At 63.1% G+C, this 24,168-nt stretch carries 22 protein-coding genes; 10 read left to right on the top strand and 12 right to left on the bottom strand.

Annotated features, from left to right (window positions below; all coding sequences use genetic code 11):
• The first annotated feature begins 60 nt into the window (after nucleotides 1-60).
• From H3221_RS21290 to H3221_RS21300, 3 genes are read left to right on the top strand one after another with little or no spacing between them, the layout of a single operon-like run.
• A complete protein-coding gene (locus tag H3221_RS21290; protein WP_192984598.1) occupies nucleotides 61-720 on the top strand; it encodes a paraquat-inducible protein A in 660 nt (219 codons plus the stop codon).
• Nucleotides 707-1,324, top strand: a complete 618-nt coding sequence (locus tag H3221_RS21295) for a paraquat-inducible protein A (protein ID WP_196476816.1) — start codon at nucleotides 707-709, stop codon at nucleotides 1,322-1,324. Before H3221_RS21290 ends, H3221_RS21295 begins: the two co-directional genes overlap by 14 nt.
• Entirely contained in the window at nucleotides 1,317-3,617 is a 2,301-nt protein-coding gene (locus H3221_RS21300; RefSeq protein ID WP_196476815.1) for a PqiB family protein, read from the top strand. Before H3221_RS21295 ends, H3221_RS21300 begins: the two co-directional genes overlap by 8 nt.
• A 192-nt stretch (nucleotides 3,618-3,809) precedes the next feature.
• Here the strand turns inward: H3221_RS21300 and mksF are convergent, their stop codons facing one another.
• From mksF to mksB, 3 genes are all read right to left on the bottom strand, one after another.
• The gene (mksF, locus tag H3221_RS21305; protein ID WP_196476814.1) at nucleotides 3,810-6,641 is read right to left on the bottom strand and encodes an Mks condensin complex protein MksF; all 2,832 of its coding nucleotides are present in this window, start codon (nucleotides 6,639-6,641) and stop codon (nucleotides 3,810-3,812) included.
• Nucleotides 6,638-7,330: an Mks condensin complex protein MksE gene (gene mksE / locus H3221_RS21310; RefSeq protein WP_192984611.1), complete on the bottom strand. Its 693-nt coding sequence runs from the start codon at nucleotides 7,328-7,330 to the stop codon at nucleotides 6,638-6,640. Before mksE ends, mksF begins: the two co-directional genes overlap by 4 nt.
• A gap of 78 nt (nucleotides 7,331-7,408) precedes the next feature.
• On the bottom strand, nucleotides 7,409-8,644 hold the full coding sequence (mksB, locus tag H3221_RS21315) for an Mks condensin complex protein MksB (protein WP_196476813.1): 1,236 nt from the start codon (nucleotides 8,642-8,644) through the stop codon (nucleotides 7,409-7,411).
• Nucleotides 8,645-8,866: 222 nt separating this feature from the next.
• Between mksB and H3221_RS21320 the strand changes: the two genes are divergently transcribed.
• From H3221_RS21320 to H3221_RS21330, 3 genes are all read left to right on the top strand, one after another.
• Nucleotides 8,867-9,472, top strand: coding sequence for a hypothetical protein (locus H3221_RS21320; RefSeq protein ID WP_196476812.1), 606 nt, complete (start codon nucleotides 8,867-8,869; stop codon nucleotides 9,470-9,472).
• Between the two features lie 423 nt (nucleotides 9,473-9,895).
• Nucleotides 9,896-10,993, top strand: a complete 1,098-nt coding sequence (locus H3221_RS21325; RefSeq protein ID WP_196476811.1) for a carboxynorspermidine decarboxylase — start codon at nucleotides 9,896-9,898, stop codon at nucleotides 10,991-10,993.
• Between the two features lie 133 nt (nucleotides 10,994-11,126).
• A complete protein-coding gene (locus H3221_RS21330; RefSeq protein WP_196476810.1) occupies nucleotides 11,127-12,365 on the top strand; it encodes a saccharopine dehydrogenase family protein in 1,239 nt (412 codons plus the stop codon).
• Between the two features lie 66 nt (nucleotides 12,366-12,431).
• Here H3221_RS21330 and H3221_RS21335 read toward each other — a convergent pair whose 3' ends face one another.
• From H3221_RS21335 to H3221_RS21345, 3 genes are read right to left on the bottom strand one after another with little or no spacing between them, the layout of a single operon-like run.
• On the bottom strand, nucleotides 12,432-13,739 hold the full coding sequence (locus tag H3221_RS21335) for a CitMHS family transporter (RefSeq protein ID WP_196476809.1): 1,308 nt from the start codon (nucleotides 13,737-13,739) through the stop codon (nucleotides 12,432-12,434).
• Nucleotides 13,740-13,788: 49 nt separating this feature from the next.
• Entirely contained in the window at nucleotides 13,789-14,109 is a 321-nt protein-coding gene (locus H3221_RS21340) for an AtuA-related protein (protein WP_196476808.1), read from the bottom strand.
• Nucleotides 14,109-15,458: an acyclic terpene utilization AtuA family protein gene (locus tag H3221_RS21345; protein WP_196476807.1), complete on the bottom strand. Its 1,350-nt coding sequence runs from the start codon at nucleotides 15,456-15,458 to the stop codon at nucleotides 14,109-14,111. The genes H3221_RS21340 and H3221_RS21345 overlap by 1 nt, the downstream gene beginning before the upstream one ends.
• Nucleotides 15,459-15,568: 110 nt before the next feature.
• On the opposite strand from H3221_RS21345, the gene H3221_RS21350 reads away from it, so the two are divergent.
• From H3221_RS21350 to rimI, 3 genes are read left to right on the top strand one after another with little or no spacing between them, the layout of a single operon-like run.
• Nucleotides 15,569-16,507, top strand: coding sequence for a LysR family transcriptional regulator (locus H3221_RS21350; protein WP_196476806.1), 939 nt, complete (start codon nucleotides 15,569-15,571; stop codon nucleotides 16,505-16,507).
• A 20-nt stretch (nucleotides 16,508-16,527) separates the two neighbouring features.
• Nucleotides 16,528-17,319, top strand: a complete 792-nt coding sequence (locus tag H3221_RS21355; protein WP_196476820.1) for an energy transducer TonB — start codon at nucleotides 16,528-16,530, stop codon at nucleotides 17,317-17,319.
• A 32-nt stretch (nucleotides 17,320-17,351) separates the two neighbouring features.
• Nucleotides 17,352-17,804 (top strand): ribosomal protein S18-alanine N-acetyltransferase, encoded by a 453-nt coding sequence (gene rimI, locus H3221_RS21360; RefSeq protein WP_021488733.1) that lies wholly within the window; start codon nucleotides 17,352-17,354, stop codon nucleotides 17,802-17,804.
• Between the two features lie 74 nt (nucleotides 17,805-17,878).
• On the opposite strand, the gene H3221_RS21365 is transcribed toward rimI, so the two are convergent.
• Genes H3221_RS21365 through hmpA form a run of 3 tightly spaced genes read right to left on the bottom strand, consistent with a single transcriptional unit; the run spans nucleotide 17,879 to nucleotide 20,492 of the window.
• Nucleotides 17,879-19,054, bottom strand: coding sequence for an NnrS family protein (locus H3221_RS21365; RefSeq protein ID WP_196476805.1), 1,176 nt, complete (start codon nucleotides 19,052-19,054; stop codon nucleotides 17,879-17,881).
• Nucleotides 19,041-19,292, bottom strand: coding sequence for a transmembrane sensor/regulator PpyR (locus H3221_RS21370; RefSeq protein ID WP_196476804.1), 252 nt, complete (start codon nucleotides 19,290-19,292; stop codon nucleotides 19,041-19,043). Before H3221_RS21370 ends, H3221_RS21365 begins: the two co-directional genes overlap by 14 nt.
• Before the next feature lie 18 nt (nucleotides 19,293-19,310).
• Nucleotides 19,311-20,492 carry an NO-inducible flavohemoprotein gene (gene hmpA, locus H3221_RS21375; RefSeq protein WP_196476803.1) on the bottom strand — a complete coding sequence of 394 codons (1,182 nt, stop codon included), beginning with the start codon at nucleotides 20,490-20,492 and terminating at the stop codon, nucleotides 19,311-19,313.
• Between the two features lie 192 nt (nucleotides 20,493-20,684).
• Here hmpA and norR point away from each other — a divergent pair, with 192 nt between their 5' ends.
• Nucleotides 20,685-22,235, top strand: a complete 1,551-nt coding sequence (norR, locus tag H3221_RS21380) for a nitric oxide reductase transcriptional regulator NorR (RefSeq protein WP_196476802.1) — start codon at nucleotides 20,685-20,687, stop codon at nucleotides 22,233-22,235.
• Between the two features lie 124 nt (nucleotides 22,236-22,359).
• Here the strand turns inward: norR and H3221_RS21385 are convergent, their stop codons facing one another.
• The 3 genes from H3221_RS21385 to H3221_RS21395 are packed head-to-tail and all read right to left on the bottom strand — an operon-like array spanning nucleotide 22,360 to nucleotide 24,062.
• Nucleotides 22,360-23,301, bottom strand: a complete 942-nt coding sequence (locus H3221_RS21385) for a class I SAM-dependent methyltransferase (RefSeq protein WP_196476801.1) — start codon at nucleotides 23,299-23,301, stop codon at nucleotides 22,360-22,362.
• Nucleotides 23,294-23,632 (bottom strand): FKBP-type peptidyl-prolyl cis-trans isomerase, encoded by a 339-nt coding sequence (locus tag H3221_RS21390; RefSeq protein WP_196476800.1) that lies wholly within the window; start codon nucleotides 23,630-23,632, stop codon nucleotides 23,294-23,296. The genes H3221_RS21385 and H3221_RS21390 overlap by 8 nt, the downstream gene beginning before the upstream one ends.
• Nucleotide 23,633: 1 nt before the next feature.
• Complete coding sequence (locus H3221_RS21395; RefSeq protein ID WP_196476799.1) at nucleotides 23,634-24,062, bottom strand: group II truncated hemoglobin; 429 nt, start codon at nucleotides 24,060-24,062, stop codon at nucleotides 23,634-23,636.
• Nucleotides 24,063-24,168: the final 106 nt, after the last annotated feature.

The raw sequence follows: 24,168 nt of genomic DNA on the forward strand, positions 1-24,168 counted from the left end.
ACGGTATGTCGGCGTTTGGCTCCGCTCGGGTAGAATGCGCGAATTCTGCAGGGGACTTTCATGTCTGACTCGCCGCCCGATCCTTCCTTGTCATCCTTGCCGATCGAGCAGTTGGTCGCTTGCCATGAGTGCGATCTGTTGATGCGCAAGCCGATGTTGCGGGACGGGGAGAGTGCCGAGTGCCCTCGCTGCGGTTATGAGCTTTTCAGCCATCGTCACCATGTCGTACGGCGTAGCCTGGCACTCGTACTGACGGCTCTGCTGCTCTATATCCCAGCCAACTTCCTGCCGATCATGCAACTCAACCTGCTGGGTCAGACCTCGCAGGACACCGTCTGGAGCGGTGTGATTGGCCTGTATGAAAGCGGCATGCAAGGTATCGCTGTTGTGGTGTTCCTGAGCAGCATGGCCGTTCCGCTGCTCAAGTTGCTTTGCCAACTGCTGGTGCTGCTGAGTATTCGTATGGATTTCGGTCGTAGCTACGGTCTGTTGCTCTACCGGGTCTACCATGACATGCGTGAGTGGGGAATGCTCGAGGTCTACCTGATGGGCATCCTGGTGGCGATGGTGAAGTTGATGGACCTGGCTGACTTGAGCCTCGGTCTGGGGTTGTTCTGTTTCATCGCGCTGCTGCTGGTGCAAGTCTGGCTGGAGGTGACCATGTCACCGCATCAGATCTGGGAAGCCCTGTCCGGGGAGGATATCCATGCGGGCGATTGAGGCGGGATTGCTGGTCTGTCACGAGTGTCATCAACTCAATCCAGTCGACGCTGATGCCGAGCATCAGTACTGCAGCCGCTGTGGTGGCCAGATTCATGCCCGTCGGCCCAACAGCCTGGTCAGAACCTGGGCCTTGCTGCTGACGTCGGCGATTCTCTACATCCCGGCTAATCTGCTGCCTATCATGACAGTCAACAGTCTTGGCAAGGGTTCGCCTGCGACCATCATGGGCGGCGTACTGGAGCTCATTAACTTTGGCATGCTGCCTATTGCGGCGGTGGTCTTTATCGCCAGCATTCTGGTACCGACTTTCAAGTTGGTGGGGATTGCGCTGTTGTTGTACTCGGTGCAGCGTCATCAGCCGATGTCAGCGCGCCAGCGCATCCTCATGTACCGCTTCATCGAGTGGATTGGCCGCTGGTCGATGCTCGATATTTTCGTCATCGCCATTCTGGTGGCGGTGGTGAATTTTGGCAGTCTGGCCAGCATCGAAGCTGGAGCCGGCGCCGCAGCTTTTGCCAGTGTGGTGATACTGACCATGCTGGCAGCACTGACTTTCGACCCTCGCCTTATCTGGGATAACACGGAAACCGATCATGACTGACCTTCCTCTGGCCAAGACGCGTCCTGCTTCGAACTGGTCAGCCATTTGGGTGTTGCCCTTGCTCGCGCTGGCGATAGGGGGTTGGTTGGGCTGGCGTGCCTATTCCCAGGCCGGCATTGAAATTCAGGTGCTGTTCGCGAACGGCTCCGGCATCCAGGTCGGCAAGACCGAGGTGATCTTCAAGGGGATCGCGATCGGTAAGGTCACCGAGCTGACGCTCGATCGCAGCGGAGAGCGACGTGGGGTGATCGCCACGCTGGAGATGGACAAGGAGACTGAGCCTCATCTGCTCAGTGGTACGCGCTTCTGGCTGGTCAAGCCGAGCGTGACCCTGGCTGGCATTACCGGTTTGGAAACACTTGTATCCGGCAACTACATCGCGGTTAGCCCGGGTGAGGGCGAGCCGACCCGGAAGTACACGGCATTGCCCGAGGCGCCGCCGCTGGCAGACGACGTGCCCGGTCTGCATCTGACGCTCAAGGCCGAGCGCCTGGGCTCGTTGAGCAGGGATAGCCCGGTGTTCTACAAGCAGATTCAGGTCGGCCGGGTGAAGAGCTACGTGTTGGGCGAAGATCAGAGCACGGTTGAGATAAAGCTGTTCATCGAGCCGCAATATGCGAGCCTGGTTCGTAAGCACACACGTTTCTGGAACGCCAGTGGCGTTTCGATCGATGCCGGGCTGTCTGGGGTCAAGGTGCGTACCGAGTCGCTGGCCAGCATCGTTGCCGGGGGGATTGCCTTTGCCACGCCTGAGCACCGCAAGGACAGCCCGGCCACCGACCCGAGCATTTCCTTCCGCCTCTACGAGGACTATGACGCCGCACAGGCGGGTATCCGCGTCTCGCTGAAGCTTCACGACTTCGAGGGGCTGGAGCCGGGACGCACGCCGGTGATGTACAAGGGCATTCAGGTCGGCCATATGAAGACGTTCAAGGTCGATGCCGATCTGGGCGGCGCTCAGGTGGAGCTGATGCTCGATCCGCGTACCGAGGACTACTTGGTCGAAGGCACTGACTTCTGGGTGGTCAGACCATCCATCTCGCTGGCCGGCATCACCGGTCTGGAGGCGCTGGTCAAGGGCAACTACATCGCCATTCGCCCTGGCGAGAGTGGCAATCCGCCGCGCCGCGAGTTCGAGGCCCGGGCCAAGGCGCCGCCGCTGGATCTGGGGGCGCCGGGCTTGCATCTGGTGCTGTTCAGCGATGCACTCGGGTCGATGGAGGTGGGGAGCCCGATCCTTTACCGGCAGGTCAAGGTGGGCTCGGTACAGAGCTTTCAGTTGTCGCGTGACGACAGCCAGGTGGTATTGGGCGTGCATATCGAGCCGGAGTACAGCCATCTGGTCAACACGTCGAGCCGTTTCTGGAATGCCAGTGGCATTACCCTCAAGGGCGGGCTGTCGGGGGTGGAGGTGAAAAGCGAGTCGCTGCAGACCCTGCTGGCCGGTGGCATCGCCTTCGAGACGCCGCAGCCGCAAGCGGCCAGGAGCGATCGGCGGGTGCAGCGTTTTACCCTTTACGCCAATCGCGAGAGTGCACTGCAATCGGGGCAGCAGATCAGCATTCGGGTCAGCAACGGCGACGGTCTGCAGCCTGGTACGGCGATTCGCTATAAAGGCCTGGAGGTTGGCACGGTGGAGAGCATGAGCCTAACCGACGATCTGCAGGGCGTGGTGTTAGGGGCGCGAATTACCCAGGCGGCCGAGCGTATCGTTCGCGAAGGCACGCAGTTCTGGGTGGTGAAGCCGGAACTGAGCCTGACACGCGCAGCGAATCTCGGCACCCTGGTCAGCGGTCAGTATCTTGAAGTGCAGCCCTCGGCACAGAAGGGCGCGCGTCGTACCGAATTCACCGCATTGGCCAGTCCGCCTAATCAGGCCGTGCGCGAGGAAGGCTTGCGCCTGGTGCTGAGCGCGCCGCGGCGTGGTTCGATCAAACCAGGGGTGATCGTCAGCTACCGCGAGGTGCCGGTGGGCAAGGTGGTGGATTTCGAACTGGGGCCGACTTCGGATCGCGTGTTGATTCATGTGCTGATCGAACCACGTTATGCACCGCTGGTACGTTCGGGCAGCCGTTTCTGGAATGCCAGTGGCATCGGTGTCGATGCTGGGCTATTCAAGGGCGTGAAGGTGCGCACCGAATCGCTGGAGGCGCTGCTTGAAGGCGGTATTGCCTTCGCCACACCGAACAATCCCGAAATGGGTGGGCCGGCGCAGCCAGGGCAGACGTTTGCACTGTTCGACGAGCCGCAGGATGTCTGGATGCAGTGGGCACCGAAGATCGTGCTGGAGTAGGGGTGCGCGTGACCGATTCACCGGTTGCCATGGTGGATGTGAAAAGCGACATCCACCCTACGGACTGCAAACCATGGAAATGAAAGGGGCCGCATTGAGCGGCCCTTTCATTTTTGGTTCTTAAAATCTTGCGGCTGAAACTGCTCCTACGGGTGTGTGAACCGTGGGAGGGGCTTTAGCCGCGACAGGCCGTCAGGCTGGTTCGACCGCGTCGGCCTGCTGAGGCACCTCGACCTTGGCACTTTCGCGCGGCTTGATGAACTTCCAGTCTGCCTCGTCGATATAGATGCCGTTGGGGCCGCTGCCGCCTTCCAGGTCGATGGCCACGTGGGCCGAGACCTGCGGCTTCACCGAAGCCAGGATGGGCACGAAGCCAAGCTGCAGGCTGGTCTCGATCAACGCCTGCTGGTTACGTTCGTCGATGTCCGCGGCCTCGTCGAGGTAGTAAGGCAGGCGCACGCGCCCGGCCTGCTCGCGATCCATCAGGTGCAGCAACAGGTACATGTTGGTCAGCGCCTTGATGGTCATGGTGGTGCCGTTGGATGCGGCGCCATCAATGTCGGTATGGATGATCGGCTGGCCGTGCACCTTGGTGATCTCGAAGGCCAGCTCGAACAGATCCTTCAGGCCCAGCTGGTTGCCGTTGGCCGCGACCAGGCGCGACAGGTAATCCTTGGCTTCCTCGTTCTTCGCGTCCTGATCGGCCGATTGCGACAGGTCGAACACCGACAGGGTCTCGCCTTCCTCGTACTGGCCGGCACTATGGATGATCTGGTCGATATGGCGCAGGGCTTCCTTGTTCGGCGCCAGGACGATGCGGAAGCTCTGCAGGTTGGAGACCTGGCGCTTGTTGATCTCACGGTTGAACAGCGCCAGCTGGTGTTCCAGGTTGTCGTAGTCGCTGCGGATGTTGCGCAGGGTACGGGCGATGTCGGTGACTGCCGCACGGCGCGCCTTGGCCAGCGTCAGCGCTTCGTCCTGACGGTGGGCGTAGGCGTTGACCAAGAGTTGCAGGCGGCGCTCGACGTCGTCCTCGCTGTCGAACTTGGCCACGCCCTTGAGGCGAACCTGGGCGTAGAGCGCTTCGATCTGACCGTCGATGCGCTGCAGCGCCTGCCAGGTGTCCTGGTAGTCGTTGAGCAGCGGTAGCAGGTTGTCCAGCGAGTCGTCCACCGGTTCCATGAACGGTGTGCCGAAGGGCAGATCGGCCGGCAGCAACTGGCGACGACGCAGGGCGTCTTCCAGGGTGCGCTCCTTGGCTTCCAGGTCGGCCAGTTGACGGCCGACCAGCTGCAGCTTGGCGGAGAGTTGCTGCACGCGCTCTGCGAAAGCATCGCTGGCGCGCTTGAGTTCATCCTGGGCGCCTTCCAGCTCGGCCAGGCGCTCCAGTTTCTGCGGCTCTTCGGCCGCCAGGGTCTGGCTCTTGCGGAAGTCTTCCAGGGCTTTCTGTGCATCCAGCACGGCCTGGTACAGGGTTTCGGCCTGGGCCTTGCTGGCGGCGCGGTCGGCGGCGACCGACTGCTGGGTCTTTAGCTGCTTCAGCTCGCGCTCCAGGCGATCTTTCTGGTCGCGCAGGGCGGCGCGGTCGGCCAGGGCTTGCAGGGCCGGCGGCTCGATATGGCTGAGGTCGATGGACAGGCCCGGCACGGCGAAGGTATCGCCCTTGAAGCGATCGAGCACCGCTTCGACGGCCTTGACCCAGTCGTCGCCTTCGGCCTGGATGCCTTTCTCGCCGAGCGGCAGGCTGAACAACTGGCCGTTGAACAGGCGCATCAGGCGGTCGACATCGGCCTGGCTGAATTCCTCGCGCAGGCGCGAGTAGCTGTTGTTGTCGGCATGATCGAGCTGCTGCTTGACCGACTTGAGGCGTTTTTCCAGATCGCGCAGGCGTTCGTCCAGGTCTTCGCTGGAGAACTGGCGTGACTGCGCCAGGGCGCCTGCCAGTTCGTCGTGGGCGTCCTTAGCGGCGAGCAGTTGCTCCTCCAGTACCTTGGCATCGTCCACCAGGGCGAAGTGGTTCTTCAGCACTGAAAGCTCGCCGAGCCAGCGCTGGATCTCGCTGATCTCGCGTTCCAGGCGCATCAGCTCACTGGTACCGCCACGCTGTTCATTCTGCAGGCCGTCCTGCTCGTTGCGGTAATGCTCGGCCTGGATCACCAGCTCTTCCTTGCGCGCATCGGCGTAGTCGTGCCAGGTGCCCAGCAGGTTGTCGAGCAGTGGCGAGAGACGGTGCAGCTTGCCACGCAACGTCTCGCGCTGAGTGACGCCCGAGGCCAGTGCCTCGATCAGCGGGCCGGCGGTGACCAAGGCCTGGTAGTCCTGTTCCATGCGGCGTACATCGCGGAAGGCCTCTTCGGTGGCGGCGATGTAGTCGACGCTGCCGGAGCGCAGGCTGTGCTCGAAGGCATCCAGGAACAGTTGCTTGAGTTTCGCCGCAGTGATCTCGCGCATGTGCAGCAGGTTGATGAACAGCGCGCGGAAGGTCTTCAGGCTCTGCTCGCTGGTCGAGCGCAGCGGGATCAGGGTCAGGTCCAGCGGGATGCTGGTGTGGCCGCCTACCAGCAGGCGTCGCAGTTCGTCGGGCTTGAGTTCGTAGGCGGTGATGCCGGCCTGGCCGAGGTTCTTGAACAGTTCGCGCTGACGCAGGCAGGTGCCGTTCTGCTGATAGTGCTCCAGATCCAGTTCACCGGCGTAGGCGAAGAACTGGTGACCGAAGCCGCCACCCGGGCCGCGACCGGCCACGCCGATCACATGCGGACCATGGGGCAGGGCGACTTCGACGAGGATGTAGCTGGTGTCGCTGGCGAAATAGAACTTGCGCGAAGCTTCCAGGCTGTACTTGCCGAAGCTCATGTCCGACATGCGCGCCAGGATCGGGAACTGCAGGGCGTTGATCGAGGCGGACTTGCCCAGGTTGTTGGCGCCGTAGACCGACAGCGGGTTTTCCAGCGGGAACAGGCCGAGGCTGTAGCCGGCGGTGTTCAGCAGGGCGAAGCGACGGATACCGTAGCGTTCCTGGCTCATGCGTCCATCTCCTGTGCAGCGCGTTCGTCGGCCATGGCGCGGGCCAGGGCATCTTCCTCGGATTCTTCGATATCGATGGCCGCGGTCGTGTCGGCATCGCCGTCATCGTCCAGCAGCACCGGCGCCGGCAGCGGCAGGTCACTGCTGTGCAGGCTGGCGGCCAGGTCGCGGTCGTGCTGCACCGACAGGCAGACGTCGAGGAAGCGGTGCATCGGCGGCAGGAAGCGGTACACGCCGTTGCTGTCCTCTGCGAAGCCGAGCTGGATGAGGCGGCGGATGATCTTGTCTTCCAGCTCCTCGAAAGTGGTTACCTCGGCCTGCAGGAACAGGTCGCGGTACTTCTCCAGCAGCGCCGGCAGCTCGTCGCGGCCGATGCTGCCGCCGTCGAGCACGGAAAGCGGGTCGCGGCCCTGGTCGGCGAGATGTTCCACGAGAATGAAGGTGAACAGCGCCAGGCGCTGGGCGGTCTTGTTCACCTGCGGCGCGACCTGCTCGGGGACGAAGTAGTAGAAACCGCGCGGGTCGCACACCAGCTCGAAACCGAGGGCGCGGAACAGCGCGCGGTACTGGTCCTGCATGCTGGACAGCTGGGCGTAGCACTCCGGCTCGCTGCGCGAGATGTGGTAGCCCTTGAACAGGTCGCGGAAGGCGGCCGCGAGCTGGGTCATTTCTTTTAGATCGATGTTCATGGCAATCCGTTGGCTAGTGGAGCCGAGTAGGGTGCGCCGTGCGCACCGGGTCGTCGGTTATGGTGCGCACGGCGCACCCTACGGAGTCTTGAGCAGGGCATAGGAGCTGAGGCTGACCTCATGTTCGCGGGTCAGGTACGGGCGGCGCTCAAGGCGTTCACGCTGGAAGCGTGACTCGCGCGACAGGCGCGAGAACCAGTAGAGCAGCTCGTCGGTTGCGCCTTCCGGCTCCTGTTCCAGCAGCCAGGCCATCAGGTCCGGCAGCGGCAGCGCCTGTTCGCAGCGCTCGATCATTTCCCGCGCGGTTTTCGGCGCCTTGGGCGCGCCGCCCTTGCGGCTGCCGCTGGCCTTGGGGAAATGCGCCGGCTTTGCTTCGAAACGCGCCAGGGCATAGACGTAGGCTTCGACCTGGCTGGCACTGCCCAGGAAGTTGCTCTGCGGTCGAGTGAACAGCGGCATGGCGGCCTGTGGCACAGCGTCGATACCCTTCTTGCGGATCACTGACAGCGCCAGTGCCGCGCCACGTGTCACGGCGTTGTGACGGCGCGCTTCCTCGCGTAGCGGCAGCAGCAGCTCGCGAGCCTTGCGCAGGGTCAGCTGGGCGGTGGTCTGCATTTCCAGGATGCGCGCGTGGGTGCGCAGCAGCAGGTCATCGTCGACCAACTGGCCGAGGCGCTGCTGGTCGCCGAGCAGGCGCAGCAGCACCTGTTCGACGCGGCGCACGCCCTGCTCGAAGGCGCCGTCGGCGGCGACCAGCTGGATCATCGGCTCGACGTATTCGTCCCAGGTGGCCAGTACTTCGGCATAACGCTGGCGCAGGGGAATCTGTCGATCCGAGGTCTTGGCACGGTAGGCCACGCTGACCAGCGCCTGTTCGTCGTTGGCCAGCTTCTTCAGTACGTCGCGCACACGCATGTCGAGCAGGCGCAACTGGCGCGCCAGGTCGTTGGCATCGCGTACTTCGAAGGCGTCCTGGATATAGCCGGCCAGGCGCTCCAGGTGGCGCAGGTAGGCTTCGATCTCCAGGCACAGGCCCAGGCGGTGCTCACGGCGCAGGTAAGCGAGAAAATCATGGATCTGCGCGTTGAGCTCGAAACGGTTGGGGCTCTTGGCCACCGGCACCAGGATGTCCAGACGAATCCAGGTGTCGAGCAACGCAGTGGTGTCGCTGGGCGTGGCATCGGGCAGTTGCGCGGTGAGCTGGCCGCGCAGCTCCACCAGGCTCAGGGTGCCGGCGTCGAAACGCTCGCAGAGCGGTTCAAGCAACGTCCAGTGTTCGGCGAGGGCGCGCAATACGCGCTTGGGATCGATCATCGAGGCGCCGGTTCCAGGCAAGTTAAAAGCGGTGATTGTACTGCAAGGTGGATGCCGGGTTTGAGTCCGAATCGATCAGAGGCAGGTGACGCTATTCGGCACATTGGGACGGGCTGTGCGTGGGGAACGCGGGCAAGTATTTGAAAAGCCGAGAAAACCTGGGTTGGAGAGGTGGCACGCTTTCTGCCGTGGTTAGCCGTGAACCTGTTTGTGGAGCCCCTGATGTCTGCCCTTGCCTTGAATGTCGATGCCCGTTGGCATGAGCTGCAGCACCAGCGCGATCTGAACTGGGACCTGCACGCCATTACCGACCGTGCCCAGGCCATCGCTTTCCTGCGGCGTTTCGAAAACCGCCTGTGCATTTACTCCAGCTATGTCGAGAAGCTCTACAGCAACTACAGCTTCGTGGTGCCGCACGAGGAGCAGGGCGGTATCACCATCCTGCCGGACGAGATGGCCTGGCATGACACCTTTCACGATATTCCCGCTGATGCGGTGGAGCCCACCGGCGTGCACATCCTGCCGGGTGAAACGGTGGGGTTCGATGGCCTATATATGAAGGTGCCAGGTGAGTCGCGCCTGATTGCCTCGCGCGAATTGCCGTTCCAGGCCGGCTTGCGTCTACTGATCGAGCGCTATCGAGCGCGCGGCGAACATTTTCTGCCCGTGCTGGTGAAAGGCGATCTGCGTGAGTACGAGGCGCGGATGCCATCATTGCATCTGCACCGCATCAATCCTGCCAAACTCGCTCACTGTTCGCGCTTGAGCATCGACGCCATCCGCGGCGCCATCGCCGAGCATCTGCTGAGCCTGTTTCGCCAACAGTGAGCGCTGCGGATGTTGCGCCAATGTGATCCACTCCAGTCTTGTCCGCTCTGGGGACGCGCTGGTGATGGACAGGCCTTGCCCGGTCATATCACTGTAACCGCTCAGCCGTAGGGTTTCCGCTCAGCCAGGCCGGACTCCGGTCATCACCGGTTGTACAAAAAATCTCCAATGCCCTTTCGATATGCGCCAGTTATCGGCACAATTCGCGTCCACTTTTTTCCGGGGGTTGAAAGGGCACCTCTAAAAACGTAGGCGAGGCCGCCAGCACAAGGCAAAACAGGCGAAAAACGGTCGGAGTCGCGTTCGACTTTACGAGTAGTAAATGAGCATTTTGAGCCTGTTTTTAACGCAGCGATGGCAACGCAGGTAGTTTTTAGAGGTACCCGAAAGACCTCCATTGATTGGCCTTGCAGGGGCGACGAGATGATCCAGACGCCGTACTACCTCATCGACAAACAGAAGCTTCTGGTCAACCTGGAGAAGATCGCCTACGTGCGTGAGAACTCCGGTGCCAAGGCGCTGCTGGCGCTGAAATGCTTCGCCACCTGGTCGGTGTTCGACCTGATGCAGCAGTATATGGACGGCACTACTTCGTCCTCCCTTTACGAGCTGAAACTGGGGCGGCAGAAGTTCGCCGGCGAGACCCACGCCTACAGCGTGGCCTGGGCCGACGACGAGATCGAAGAGATGGTCGCCAACTGCGACAAGATCATCTTCAACTCCATCGGCCAACTGGAGCGTTTCGCCGAGCGTACCGAGGGCACCATCCGCGGCCTGCGCGTCAATCCGCAGGTGAGCAGCTCCGACTACCTGCTGGCCGACCCGGCGCGGCCGTTCAGCCGCCTGGGCGAGTGGGACCCGGTGAAGATCGAGCAGGTCATGGGCCGGATTTCCGGCTTCATGTTCCACAACAACTGCGAGAACGGCAGCTTCGAGCTGTTCGACAAGATGCTGACCACCATCGAGGAGCGCTTCGGTCACCTGATCGCTCAGGTCGAGTGGGTCAGTCTCGGCGGCGGCATTCACTTCACTGGCGAGGGCTATCCGATCGATGCCTTCTGCGCGCGCCTGAAAGCCTTCTCCGAAAAGTATGGCGTACAGGTCTACCTGGAGCCGGGCGAAGCAGCGATCACCCTGAGCGCGTCGCTGGAAGTCACCGTGCTCGACACCCTGTACAACGGCAAGCACCTGGCCGTAGTCGACAGCTCCATCGAAGCGCACATGCTCGACCTGCTGATCTACCGCCTCAACGCCAAGATGGCGCCGAATGACGGCGAACACACCTATATGGTGTGCGGCAAATCCTGCCTGGCCGGCGACATCTTCGGTGAGTACCAGTTCGACAAGCCGCTTGAGATCGGTGATCGCCTGTCGTTCATCGACGCGGCGGGTTACACCATGGTCAAGAAGAACTGGTTCAACGGCCTGAAGATGCCGTCCATCGTGGTGAAACAACTCGACGGTAGTGTCGAGGTGGCGCGCCAGTTCGAGTTCGACGATTACCTGTCCAGCCTGTCGTGATCTTGTCGTAGGGTGGATGACGCTTTTCCCATCCACCATGGCGCAGGTGTTCGGTGGACGGATGAAGCGTCGTCCACCCTACGATTTCCAACGTAAGAATTGTCCAAAACGCAGTACCCAGGAGGTGAAACAATTGAAGAAGAATGTTCTGATCATTGGTGCAGGAGGTGTTGCCAAGGTGGTGGCCCATAAGTGCGCGCAACACAATGACGAGTTAGGTCGCATTGCAATAGCGTCGCGCAACATCTCCAAATGCCAGGCCATCATCGACAGCGTGCAGGCAAAGGGCGGTCTCAAGCAGCCCGGCGAGATCAAGGCCTATGCGCTGAACGCCCTGGACGTGGAAGCGACCAAGGCACTGATCCGCGAAACCGAATCGCAGATCGTCATCAACGTCGGTTCGGCGTTCCTCAACATGTCCGTGCTGCGCGCCTGTATCGACACCGGCGTCGCCTATCTGGACACCGCGATCCACGAAGATCCGAGCAAGATCTGTGAAACCCCGCCGTGGTACGGCAACTACGAGTGGAAGCACCTGGCCGAATGCCAGGAAAAAGGCGTGACCGCCATCCTAGGCGTCGGCTTCGATCCGGGCGTAGTCAACGCCTATGCCGCTCTGGCGCAACAACAGTACTTCGACAAGATCGAGTCGATCGACATCCTCGACGTCAACGCCGGCTCGCACGGCAAGTACTTCGCCACCAATTTCGACCCGGAAATCAATTTCCGCGAATTCACCGGCACGGTCTACAGCTGGCAGAACAGCCAGTGGACCCGCAACAGCATGTTCGAAGTCAAACGCACCGACGATCTGCCGGTGGTGGGCGAACAGAACCTGTACCTGACCGGCCATGACGAGGTGCACTCGCTGTCCAAGCACCTCGACGTACCGAACGTCCGCTTCTGGATGAGCTTCGGCGACCACTACATCAACGTGTTCACTGTGCTGAAGAACCTTGGCCTGCTCTCCGAGCAGCCGGTCAAGACCGCCGAAGGCCTCGAAGTGGTGCCGCTCAAGGTGGTCAAGGCCGTGCTGCCCGACCCTGCCTCGCTGGCGCCAGGCTATACTGGCAAGACCTGCATCGGCGACCTGGTCAAGGGCACCAAGGATGGCCAGCCGCGTGAGCTGTTCATCTATAACGTGGCCGACCACGAAGACGCTTTCGCCGAGACCGACAGCCAGGGTATCTCCTACACCGCCGGCGTGCCGCCAGTAGCCGCCGCGCTGCTGGTCGCGCGTGGCGAATGGGATGCCAAGCGTATGGTCAACGTCGAGGAGCTGCCGGCCGAGCCGTTCCTCAAGCTTCTTGATGTGATGGGCCTGCCTACCCGCATCAAGGACGAGCATGGCGACCGTCCCTGGGATCAGTAAGCCTGATTCGTCCAGCAGAATGAAAAAGGATCGCCTCGGCGATCCTTTTTTCCTTTCAGAGCAGTCTCAGATTGTCACCACACCAAACAGCAATGCCGCTGACAGCATCACCAGACTGATGCTCCAGGCCCACAGCACGGTGTAGCGGATGTGTTTGTACAGCTCGACGCCGGCCAGGCCGATGGCCAGGTAAACGCTCGGCACTACCGGGCTGATGCCGAAGCCGGTGTTCTCACCGATCAGCATGGCGCTGGCTACGGCTTGGGCATCGACACCGGCAGCCACGGCGACGTCGCGGATCACCGGCAGCAGTGCAAAATAGTAGGCGTCCGGCGAGAACAGCATGCCCATTGGTACGCCGAAGGCACCGATGATCAAATGCAGCCAGCTGGCTGAGCCTTCAGGCAGCACATTGATCATCCAGTGCGCCATGCCGTCGGACATCCCCGCGCCCGCCAGCACGCCAAGTAGAATGCCGGCCGCGAGCATCACCAGAGCCATCTGCATGGCATCGCTGGCGTGGCGCAGTAAGGCCAGGTTTTGCTCCGGCAGGCTCTGGTAGTTGAGCACCAGGGCGAGGCCGAGGCCGACCATGAAGCAGGCGAACAGCGGAAAGGCGCCAGTGAACAGGCAGACGAGGATGATCAGCGTCAGCGCCAGGTTGGCCCAGTAGCGCCAGCTCATTGGACTCAGCTGGCGGCTGTCGTCGTCAGGTGCATCCGCCTGTGCGGCTTCGTGGTCCGCGATCACACCATGGCCATGGGCGCTGCGCTGGGCACGCAAGCCAAGGAATACCGCCAGAGCCATTACCAGCGCCAAGCCGACTGCCTGCACGGGAATCAGCGAGATCCACAGCTGCGAGGCGTCGATGCCGGTCACCGCCGAGGCGCGTGCGGTAGTGCCGCCCCAGGGCACCATGTTCATCACCCCGGCGCTGAGCACCACCAGGCACAGCAGCATTTCGCGCTTCATGCCCAGGCGCAGGTACAGCGGCAGCAGGGCCGGAATCACCAGAAGGAAGGTCGCCGCCCCTATGCCGTCCAGATGGGTAACCGCCGTTACCGCGACCGTGACCACCGCTACCGCCAGTGGCTTGCCGCCGGTGCTGCGCAGTAGGAAGTTGACCAGCGGCGCGAAGAGGCCACGCTCGCGCATGACGCCGAAGTAGAGGATGGCGAAGATGAATAGCGTGGCTGTTGGAGCCACGGCTTTCAGCCCCTCGGTGATGAACTTGCCGATTTCCCCCAGGCTGAAACCAGCGACGGCGCTGGCGATCACCGGCAGGGTGACGAAGGCGACCAGCGGGCTGATCCGGCGGAGCAGGATGAGGGTGACGATGAGAAACATCAGGCCGAAGCCCAGGGCGGTGATCATGTCGATCTCTCCGGTGTTGTTATTGTTGGAGACAGGGTGAAATGGCGATTCAGCCCGGAGGCGGCAGCCTTAGGCCGAGCAGGGCGTAGCTCAGACTCTTGCCGTGACGGTCCAGCCCGGGGCTGGCGTTGACGCCACCCTCCAGTGCGTTCTCCACCACGAAGTTGATGCCTCCCAGATTTGGCAGCTCGTAGCGTTTCACCGTGCCGATGGCGCGGTGGCTCAGGCATCCGGCCACCCTTTCGCAGGTCAGCTCACGGGCCAGCCAGGCATAGTGCTCGGCGGCGAAGGCGAACACCGCCACGCTCAGGGTATTGCCCTTGTCGCCAGCGCGAGCGTGGGCGTAGTCGCACAGCAGTACATCGGTCATCAGAACCACTCCAGTCGTTGCTGCACCGCGGCGCGTTCGATGAGGAAACTCGCGGTGCTGAGGGATTCGCCTATATACCGTCGTACGCCGCCACCGCCGGCGGGGCCGTTGGTGTAGAGCGATTCGGCATCGAACAGCATGCGTTCCAGCAGGGGCTTGTCGCGATCAAGGAAACTGATGCGCAGGCGCAGGTCCTGGCAATCGGCCGCCTGTGCGAGGCGCTGCTGCAGCCACTGACTGCCAGCGTCGTTGAACAGGCTGGCAACGCCGATCACATCGATCCACGGCGTGAGCTGAGGCGCCAGCTTGGCGCACCGTTGTAGCAGGATGTCTCGTGCCAGCGCTGCCCGCGCCACTGCGCCAGGCCCTGCATAGGAAATCTCCGCTTCGGCGAACCACTTACCGCGCAGGCCGACCAGGGCCTTGAGGTGCGTCGGCTGCGGTTTGCCGCGCACACCTTCGACCGCCACCTGATCGGTGGCGATCTGCCGGACATGAACCTGGCTCAGGTCCATGATCACGTCCGGTGTCAGGTAGCTGGCCGGGTCATGCACCTCGTAGAGCAGTTGTTCCTTCACCGTGCGTTCGGTGACGCAACCGCCGGTACCAGCCGCCTTGCCGATGACGATCTGTCCCTCGGCCGTGACGCTGGCGATGGGGCAGCCGACATTGGCCAGGTCCGGTACGTCCTTCAGGCCAGGGTGAGCGAAGTAGCCGCCGCTGACCTGGGTACAGCATTCGAGCAGGTGGCCGACTGCCGTGGCCTGGGCGATGCGCTCCCAGTCATCGGCCTGCCAGCCGAAAGCATGGCGCAGCGGTCCGACCGCCAGGCTGGGGTCGGCAACGCGGCCGCATAGGACGATGTTGGCGCCGTGATCCAGCGCCTGGACGATGCCATCGGCACCGCTGTAGACATTGACCGAGACCACTTCGCCGTCCAGTTGCGCGGGCAGCCACTGCTGCAGATCAATGTCGCTGCCGAGCAGGTCGTCGCCCACTACGCAGGCGATGCGCGCCGAAGCGTGACGTGTACCCTGCAACTGCTGGCGCAGGCGCATGGCGGCGGCGGTAGGGTTGGCGGCGCCGCCGTTGGTGACGATGGCGATGTCGGCATCCAGGCAGGTCTCCAGCACTGGATCGAGAAATTCGAATAGGCGCAGGGCGTAGCCGCTCTTGGCATCATTGAGGCGGCGTAGCTGGGCTTCTGCCAGGGTGCGCTCGGCCAGCAGTTCGAAGAACAGGAAGCGCCGACCGTCGCGACCGGCGAGGTCGTTGGCCAGAGCAAGCGCAGCATCGGGGCGATCATTCGCGAAGCCCGCGCCGCATCCGATATGGACTGTTGTGGTCATTCTCGATCCATTTCACGGTCAGGTATGCAGCCAGGGTGATACCTGTGGATTTAGTTGTGAATTCGAAATGTGATATGAATTGATAAGAGAATTTTATAAGTTGCCGAGCCATGGACATCAGCTTTCGCCAGCTTCAGGCTTTCGTCCTGATTGCCGAACACCGCAGTTTCAGCCGCGCCGCCGAGCAGGTTCACCTGTCACAGCCGGCGCTCAGCTACAGCCTGCGCAAACTCGAGGATGCCCTTGGCTTGTCGCTGCTGGCGCGCAACACGCGCAGCGTGGAGCTGACCGCCGCCGGCCTGCGTTTTCTCGAACAGGCTCGCCGCCTGCTGCGTGACATGGGTAACGCCGTGCACGACGCGCATGAACAACTGCATCTGGAGAGTGGCTCGTTACGCATCGCGGTCTTGCCGTCGGTGGCCATCGAGCCCTTGCCACGGGTGTTGCAGGAATACCGGCGACGGTATCCCGGCATCGACATCAGCCTGTACGACGGTCGCGCCGGGGAAATCCGCCAGTGGGTGAGTGCGGCCGAGGTGGATTTCGCCATCACCTCGGCGGCCGACGACCTCGGCGCGCTGGATTTCCAGCCGCTTTACGACGATAGCCTGGTGCTACTGGTACGCGGCCACGAGCGCCTGCGCGGCAAGGCGTTGCTCGCTGCGCTACGCGTGCAGGACTACATCGCCACCACCCGCGACACCAGCCTGCGCGGCATGGCCGATGAAACCCTGCTACGTATGGGATTGCAGCAGGATCCTGCCTGGGAAGTGGCCTACATGAGCAGCGCCGCCGCGCTGGCGCGTGCGGGGTTGGGCTTCGCCCTGCTGCCGGCCAGCGTCGCCGACACCTTCAACAGCGACGGCAGCCTCACCGTACACGTACTCAGCCAAGCGCCAGCGCGCAGCATTGGCCTGCTGCAGCGCAAACCGTTCTACCTGAGTCCGCCGGCGCAGGTCTTCATTACCCTGTTGCGGCAACAGGTGGGCGACGCTCAGGGACTATCCGCGCCCCTCGATTCACGCGACAATCGCACCCCAATCAAATGACTGCACTGGATACTTCTGGTTTGAACGCCGAGCTGCGCCGTCGCGCCTACCTCGATGCCATGCAGGTGGCCACCTGGCTGCCGCGTACCGAGCTGCCCTTTGCCGCTCCATCGCGTGCCGAGTTGCTGGCGCCGCCGCCTGCCGAAGTGCCACTGGATATCGTGAGCGAACCTGTGGCCGCGGTAGCCGAGCCGGTGCGCGAGGTGCCTGTCGAGCGTCCGAAGATCGAGATCCCGCGCCCTGGCGCCCAGCCGCGCCAGGCGGCGGTCGAGACACCAGCAGCAGAGCCGGAGCCGGTCGAGGAAACTCCGGCTCGCGTCAGTGCGCCACCGCCGCGTTTTTCCCTGCAGTTGCTGCGCGCAGGCGATTGCGCCCTGCTGGTGGAGCTGCCCACCGGTCAGTCTTTCCAGAGCCGCGACCCGGCCTACATCCTGCTCAAGGATCTGCTGCGCGCCGCGGGCCTGCCGGACAGTCCGCAGCTACTCGGTGAGCCGGTGCGCTGGCCGCTGCTGGTGCGCGGCAATATGGATCAAGGCCCGCAAGCGGCGCTGGAATTCGTGCAGAGCTTCGTGGCAGCGCGTCTGGAGGAACAGCCGAGCGCCTGCCTGTGGCTGGTGGGTCTGCCGGCCATTCGTTTTGCCGGCGAAGGCGACGAACACAGCTACAACCGCGAACTGCAGGTCGAAGGCCTCGGCGCCTGCTGGGCCTTGCCGGGCCTGGAACTGCTGATGGAAGAGCCGGCGCGCAAGCGCGAACTATGGCAGGCCATGCGACGCGTTCGTCAGCGCTGGTCAGCCCCTGCTCATTCCTGAGAACCCCCGTCTTTGTGCCCGAGTTACGCCCAATGAGCGATGCGATTTCCTTCCGCCCGATGACCGAGGCGGATCTCGATGCTGTGCTGAAAATTGAATACGCCGCCTTCAGCCATCCCTGGACGCGCGGCATCTTCACCGACAGCCTCAAGTCCTATAACTGCTGGCTGATGTTCGAGGGTAATCAGCAGGTCGGCCACGGCGTGATCAACCTGATTCTCGACGAAGCGCACCTGCTCAATATCACCGTCAAGCCAGAAAGCCAGGGGCGTGGCCTTGGTTTGCGTCTGCTCGAACACCTGATGAAAGAGGCCTATGAGCTGGGCGGGCGTGAGTGCTTCCTCGAAGTGCGCGCCAGCAACCAGAGTGCCTATCGCCTGTACGAGCGCTTTGGCTTCAACGAAGTGGGGCGTCGGCGTGATTACTACCCGGCAGTGGGTGGGCGCGAAGATGCGCTGGTGATGGCCTGCACGCTGGTCGATTGAGTCGTAGCCCGTACTCAATCCTAGGCTTGCGCCCATGCTCCCCTACGGTTGCTGCGCACCGAGATTTCCGCCCATCATCCCGGATGCCCATCCACCCTCGCCCGGCACAGCACCGGCGCGTAATGCCAGGCGAACAGGGCGAAGGCCACGCCCCAGCAAAGCGCTGCCAACCCCAGCCACCCGCCACCGGCCGAGACCCGGATCAAAGCGCCCAGATTGAGCAAGCCGAAGGCCCAGGCCATCGCCCCAGCTGGTTGCAGGGGGCGTCCGGTGTGGCCGAGGCTGACCCGGGCCATCATCGCCAGGATCAGCCCGCCCATCGCACCCACCGCCAATGCATGGCTGGCCTGGCTGGGTCGTGTCAGCCAGCCCAGATGCCAGGCAGCCATGCCGAGGCTGGCGACCAGCAGCCAGGTGTAGGCCAGATGCAGCGACCACAGCAGCGGCACACGCCAGATGCCCGGCAGGTACCAGCGCCACAGGCGCAGGCCGTGCAGCACGCTCAGCACGATAAAGGGCACGGCCAACCAGGACCGTGCCTGCAGGTTATGTCCGCTGGCAAACAGTGCCGCGACCAGCACGCCGCAGGCCAGCAGCAGACGGTCCAGCCAGGGATGGGCGGCGAAGGCTTCAACCCGCCCCAGGCCGCGCTGCGTGAAGAAGGGGATCACGCGGCCACCGATCAGGCCCAGCATGACTGCAATCAGCCACAGTGCAGCCAGTACCCCTCGGCGTTGCAGGTCGCCATCTCCGATTGCCAGGCCAGCGAGAGTGAAGGACTGACACAGCGCGAGCAGACTCAGGACCAGCAGAATCGGATAGTTGTTGCGCTGTTTTGCGGCAACCAACTGGTGCGCCATCTGCGCGATGAACAGGCCGATAAAGGCCAGTTGCAGGATGATCAGTACCGGCAGCGGCACGGGTGCGAACCAGGCCAGGCGCGCCGCCAGCCAAAAACCGAACAGTGTGATCAACGGCCGCCCGCTGAGGCTGGGGCGGCCCGTCCAGGTCTGTACGGCAGTGAGCAGGAAGCCGGCGATGATGGCCAGACCGAAGCCGAAGGGCATTTCGTGGCGATGCCAGGCCAACATGCCGCTGGGCACCGCAAGGTTTGTCAGGCCGTGCAGCACCGCCGCCCAGAGGGCAACGGCGAGCAGGGCGAACAGGGCTCCGGCGAGGAAGAACGGCCGAAAGCCAAGGCGCCAGAGCGGCGCAATGGCCAGGGCCTGCTTGCGATCAAGCAACAGCATGAGCGCATACCCTGTCGTTCAGGCGTTCCTGAGCGATCAGACGCAGCACGTAGCCGATCTTCAGTACGCTGGGGCCGATCAGTGTCAGGCTGTGGGCCAATACCAGTGTCGGCACATTCAGGTGCTTCTCCAGGCCGTAGGCTGCCGCCAGTCCGACGAGCAGCAGAATCAGGCCGCCCCAGAGCAGTTGGCTGGACAGATGAAGAATGTGCGCAGCAGGAAGATTGAGCGGATACATGGTTTACCTCCTGATTGATCAGCTATCCAGAGCCGAGGCCGGGCCGAAGAACTCGTAGCGGCTTTGCTCGGCGGGAACGCCCAGCGCCTGCAGATGACGCTTGACCTGCGCCATGAAGGGTTTCGGGCCGAGGAAGTAGGCGTCCAGATCGCGCTCGGCCGGCAGCCATTGCTCCAGCAGATCGCGGCTCAGAAAACCGGTGGCATCGGCCTGGTCGCCGTCCCGCGGTTCGCTGTAACAAACGTAGTGACGGATCTGTGGGTGTTCGGCGGCGTGCGCGTCTACCCAGTCACGGAACGCATGCACCTCGGCGCTGCGCGCGCAGTGGATGAAATGGATCGGTCGTCCCGAATGACGCGCCGCGTCGAGCATGGCCAGTGCCGGGGTGATGCCGACGCCTGCGGTGATCAATGCCAGCGGCTTGTCCGATTCGCTCAGGGTGAAGTCGCCGGCTGGCGGGAACAGGTCCAGCTCGTCGCCCTCATGGACCTTGTCATGCAGGTGATTGGAGACGCGTCCGCCTGCTTCGCGCTTGACGCTGATGCGGTACTCGCGACCGTTGGCCAGGGCCGACAGCGAGTAGTTGCGGCGCACTTCTTCGCCGTCCAGCAGCAGGCGCATACCGATGTACTGGCCAGGTTGGTAGTCGAGCAGGGCGCCTCCATCGACCGGTACAAGGTGGAAGGAGGTGATCTCGGTGCTCTCGGCTACCTTGCGCGCCACGCGGAAGGCTCGTGCGCCGCGCCAGCCGCCCGGCGCCGATGCATTCTCGGTATAGAGCTGCTCTTCGGCGCCGATGAAAATATCGGCCAGTTGCTGGTAAGCCACGGCCCAGGCTTCGATCACCGCGTCGGTAGCGATCTCGGCACCCAGCACCTCACGGATCGCGCGCAGCAGGCAGCCGCCAACGATGGGGTAGTGCTCGGGGAGAATCTGCAGGGCCACGTGTTTGTTCACCACCTGACGCACCAGCGGGCCGAGGGCTTCGAGGCGGTCGATATGGCGGGCGTACATCAGCACGCCATTGGCCAAGGCGCGCGGCTGGTCACCGCTGGCCTGGTGGGCCTGGTTGAACAGCGGGCGCACCTCAGGGTACTCGCTGAGCATCATGCGGTAGAAGTGGGTGGTCAGCGCCTCGCCACCGCTTTCCAGCAGCGGCACGGTGGCTTTGATCAGGTCGCGTTGAGTATGGGTCAGCATAAGGGTATCTCCGCAAGACAAATAAAGACGCCGGGGTGGCTCGTCTGGCCAGTTGTGGCGTGCTAGCGTTAGCGATAGATACCTATCAGTAAGCGTGCCAATTAAATAATCCTTAAATATCAGTGGCTTGTATATTTTGTTGTATTAATGACTCGCTTCGGGTGTGGGTCATAATGACTTTGAGTAGTCGAAATGACCGCTAATCCTCTGCTGGAAACGCTTATTCCCCTGGTCGCTGATCTGTCTCGCGAGCTGGACGATGGCGAGCGTTATCGCCGCCTGCTCGCGGCCCTGCGCCAGCTCTTTCCTTGCGATGCCGTGGCGCTGCTGCGACTCGACGGCGAAATTCTGGTCCCCCTGGCGGTCGAGGGGCTGAGCCCCGATACCCTGGGGCGACGTTTCAGGGTCAGCGAGCATCCGCGTCTGGCTGCGTTGCTGGAACACGCGGGGCCGACGCGTTTCGCTGCCGACTGTGGCCTGCCTGACCCCTACGACGGTCTGGTCGAGGGGCTGCATGGCCACCTGGAAGTACACGATTGCCTGGGCTGCCCGTTGTATCTGGACGAGCAGCTCTGGGGCCTGCTGACCCTTGACTCACTCGACCCAGCCAGCTTTGGTCGGCTCGATCTGGACAGCCTCGATGCGTTCGCCAGCCTGGCCGCGGCTACGGTCAAAGTCAGCCAGCGCATCAGCGGCCTGGCGCAGCGGGTCGAGGCCGAGCGCCAGCTCACCGAGTTGTACAAGCAGGCTCGCCAGCAACCGCGCGAGCTGGTCGGGCAGAGCGCGGCGTTGCGTAAGCTGCTGGACGAGATTCGCCTGGTCGGTGACAGCCCGCTCACCGTGTTGATCACTGGCGAGACCGGGGTTGGCAAGGAGTTGGTGGCCGAGGCGATTCACGCGGCTTCGCCACGTGCGCAGCGCCCGCTGGTCAGCATCAACTGTGCGGCGTTGCCAGATGCGCTGGTGGAGAGTGAGCTGTTCGGTCATGTGCGTGGCGCCTTTTCCGGGGCCATGAGCGAGCGCAGCGGCAAGTTCGAGTTGGCCGATGGCGGCAGCCTGTTTCTCGACGAGGTGGGCGAGCTGCCGCTGGCGATGCAGGCCAAGCTATTGCGCGTGCTGCAGAGTGGGCAGTTGCAGCGGGTCGGTTCGGATCGCGAACACCGCGTCGACGTGCGGGTGATCGCCGCCACCAACCGCGACCTGGCGGCTGAGGTGCGTGCCGGACGATTTCGTGCCGACCTGTATCACCGCCTGAGCGTTTACCCGTTGCCGGTGCCGCCGCTGCGCGAGCGTGGTCGCGATGTGCTGTTGCTGGCCGGCTACTTCCTCGAAGAGAACCGCGCCCGCCTGGGGCTGCGCAGCTTGCGCCTGAGTCCTGAGGCGCAGAAGGCGCTGCTCGGTCATGACTGGCCGGGCAACGTGCGTGAGCTGGAACACCTGATTGGCCGTGCGGCGATCAAGGCGCTGGCGCGTCACGGCGAGCGCCCGCGCATCCTGAGCCTGGACGTGCAGGACCTGGATTTACCGGCGACCCAGGCGACGGCTGCCCTCGACGACTTGCTGGCGCCCATTGGTCTGCCCCCGGCAGGCCTGGAACTGCGTACGGCGGTGGATGTTTTCCAGCGCCAGCTGATCGAGCAGTGCCTGGCGCGCCATCAGGGCAAATGGGCCGACACTGCGCGTGAGCTGGGCGTGGATCGTGCCAACCTCAGCCGCTTGGCCAAGCGTCTGGGCATTCGGTAGGGTGCGCTGCGCGCGCCGGGGCTATCGGCGTTGGCGGACGGCGCCCCCTACGCCCCGTCCGTAGCCCGGATGCAATCCGGGGGTTGCCGGCCCCGAATTGTATCCGGGCTACAGACACGAAGGGTTAACTCTGCCGGAACACCAGTGCCTTCAGGTCGCTGTTCGGATCGATATCCGCAAACTCCGGCGGGTTGTCCAGGCGCCGTTCGAAGTGCAGTTGCGGCGCTTCCTCGGCCATGCTGTCGATCAGGAATGATGGGCCGATATCCGGTGAATTGACGCAGGCCAGCACCGTGCCATTGTCGTTCAGCAGCTCTGGCAGGCGGCGCAGGATCTTGCGGTAGTCCTGGGTGAGGGCGAAGCTGCCTTTCTGGAAGGTCGGTGGATCGATGATCACCAGGTCATAGGGCCCGCTCTTGCGCACCTTGCCCCAGGATTTGAACAGCTCGTGGCCGAGAAACTCCACCCGACTCAGGTCGTGCTCGTTCAGCCGATGGTTGTCGCGCCCGCGTGACAGCGCGGCGCGTGCCATGTCCAGGTTGACCACTCGTTCTGCGCCGCCTGCGATGGCCGCGACGGAGAAACCGCAGGTATAGGCGAACAGGTTGAGCACGTGCTTGCCGCGTACTTCTTCCCGTACCCATTGCCGGCCTAGGCGCATATCGAGAAACAGCCCGCTGTTCTGCTTGCTGCCCAGGTCGAGCAGGTAATGCAGGTCGTGCTCGGTGATCTGCCACTGTGTCTGCGGTTCGCCGGCCAGCCACTCGCTTTCGCTGCCTTCTCGGTGACGATGTTGCAGCAGTAGGCCGCGTGCACCGCTGTGCTGCCACTGCGGTGAGCGAGTCAGCTCGTCCAGCAGTTCATACAGGGCGGCAAGGTGCTCCGCTTCGGGTTCGCGAAACAGCATCACCAGAACGATGCCTGACAGCCAGTCGACGGTGATCTGCTCCAGCCCAGGCCAGCAGCGACCACGGCCGTGGAACAGGCGGCGAGTTTCCGAGCCGGGGTGGTTTTCCAGTGCCTGCAGCAGGTGCTCACGCAGGACGGCCAGGGCAGTGTCAGTCATCGCGGGTCAGCACTTCCAGCAGCTCGATCTCGAAGATCAGGTTGGAGTTGGGCGGAATCGCGCCCATGCTGCGCTCGCCATAACCCAGATGTGCTGGCACCTGCAGCTTGCGCTTGCCGCCAACCTGCATGCCCATCAGCCCCTGGTCCCAGCCCTTGATCACCCGGCCGGTACCAATCACGCACTGGAAGGGTTTGCCGCGCGAGTAGGAGGAGTCGAACTCGCTGCCGTCCTCCAGCCAGCCACGGTACTGGGTGGTGATCAGGGCGCCCTTGACCACGGCCTTGCCGTCGCCGGGTTGCAGGTCTTCGATGATCAGTTCGTCATTCATGTCAGGTTTCCTTGCGGTGGCGGTTTTGGCTGGCTTGCACCGAGCGTTCGGCGGGCACGCGCAGTTGGATCAGCAGGTAGTCGGCGAAGGCGGGCGCATAGCCCTGCAGGGCGACGGCGCCGGCCATGCAGCTCAGCCAGCTTTCGGCCAGCGCCTGATCGATCGGCCATTGCGAATGGAAGGCCGGGATGCTGATGCTGCCGTATTTTTCAGCGAACAGGCGCGGCCCGCCCAGCCAGCCGCTGAGAAAACACGCCAGCTTGTCGCGCGGGGCGCTCAGGTCGGCTGGGTGCAGGGCACGCAGAGCAGCGGCCTCGGGGCGTTCGTCCATCAGCCGGTAGAAGTCGTCGACCAGTCGGCGCAGGCCGTCGATGCCGCCTGCGGCCTGGTAGGACGCATCACCGATGCCGTAGGGAGGTGTGTGGCTCATCGCGTTATTCCGCGGAAAAGGCGCCATTGTAACTGCTCGCGTAGAATGGCTTGCCAGTTTGAGGCGCCTAATCCTGTGGGAGGCGCTTTAGCGGCGACTTTCGCGG

Source organism: Pseudomonas chaetocerotis, from assembly GCF_015712105.2.
GTDB lineage: Bacteria > Pseudomonadota > Gammaproteobacteria > Pseudomonadales > Pseudomonadaceae > Aquipseudomonas > Aquipseudomonas chaetocerotis.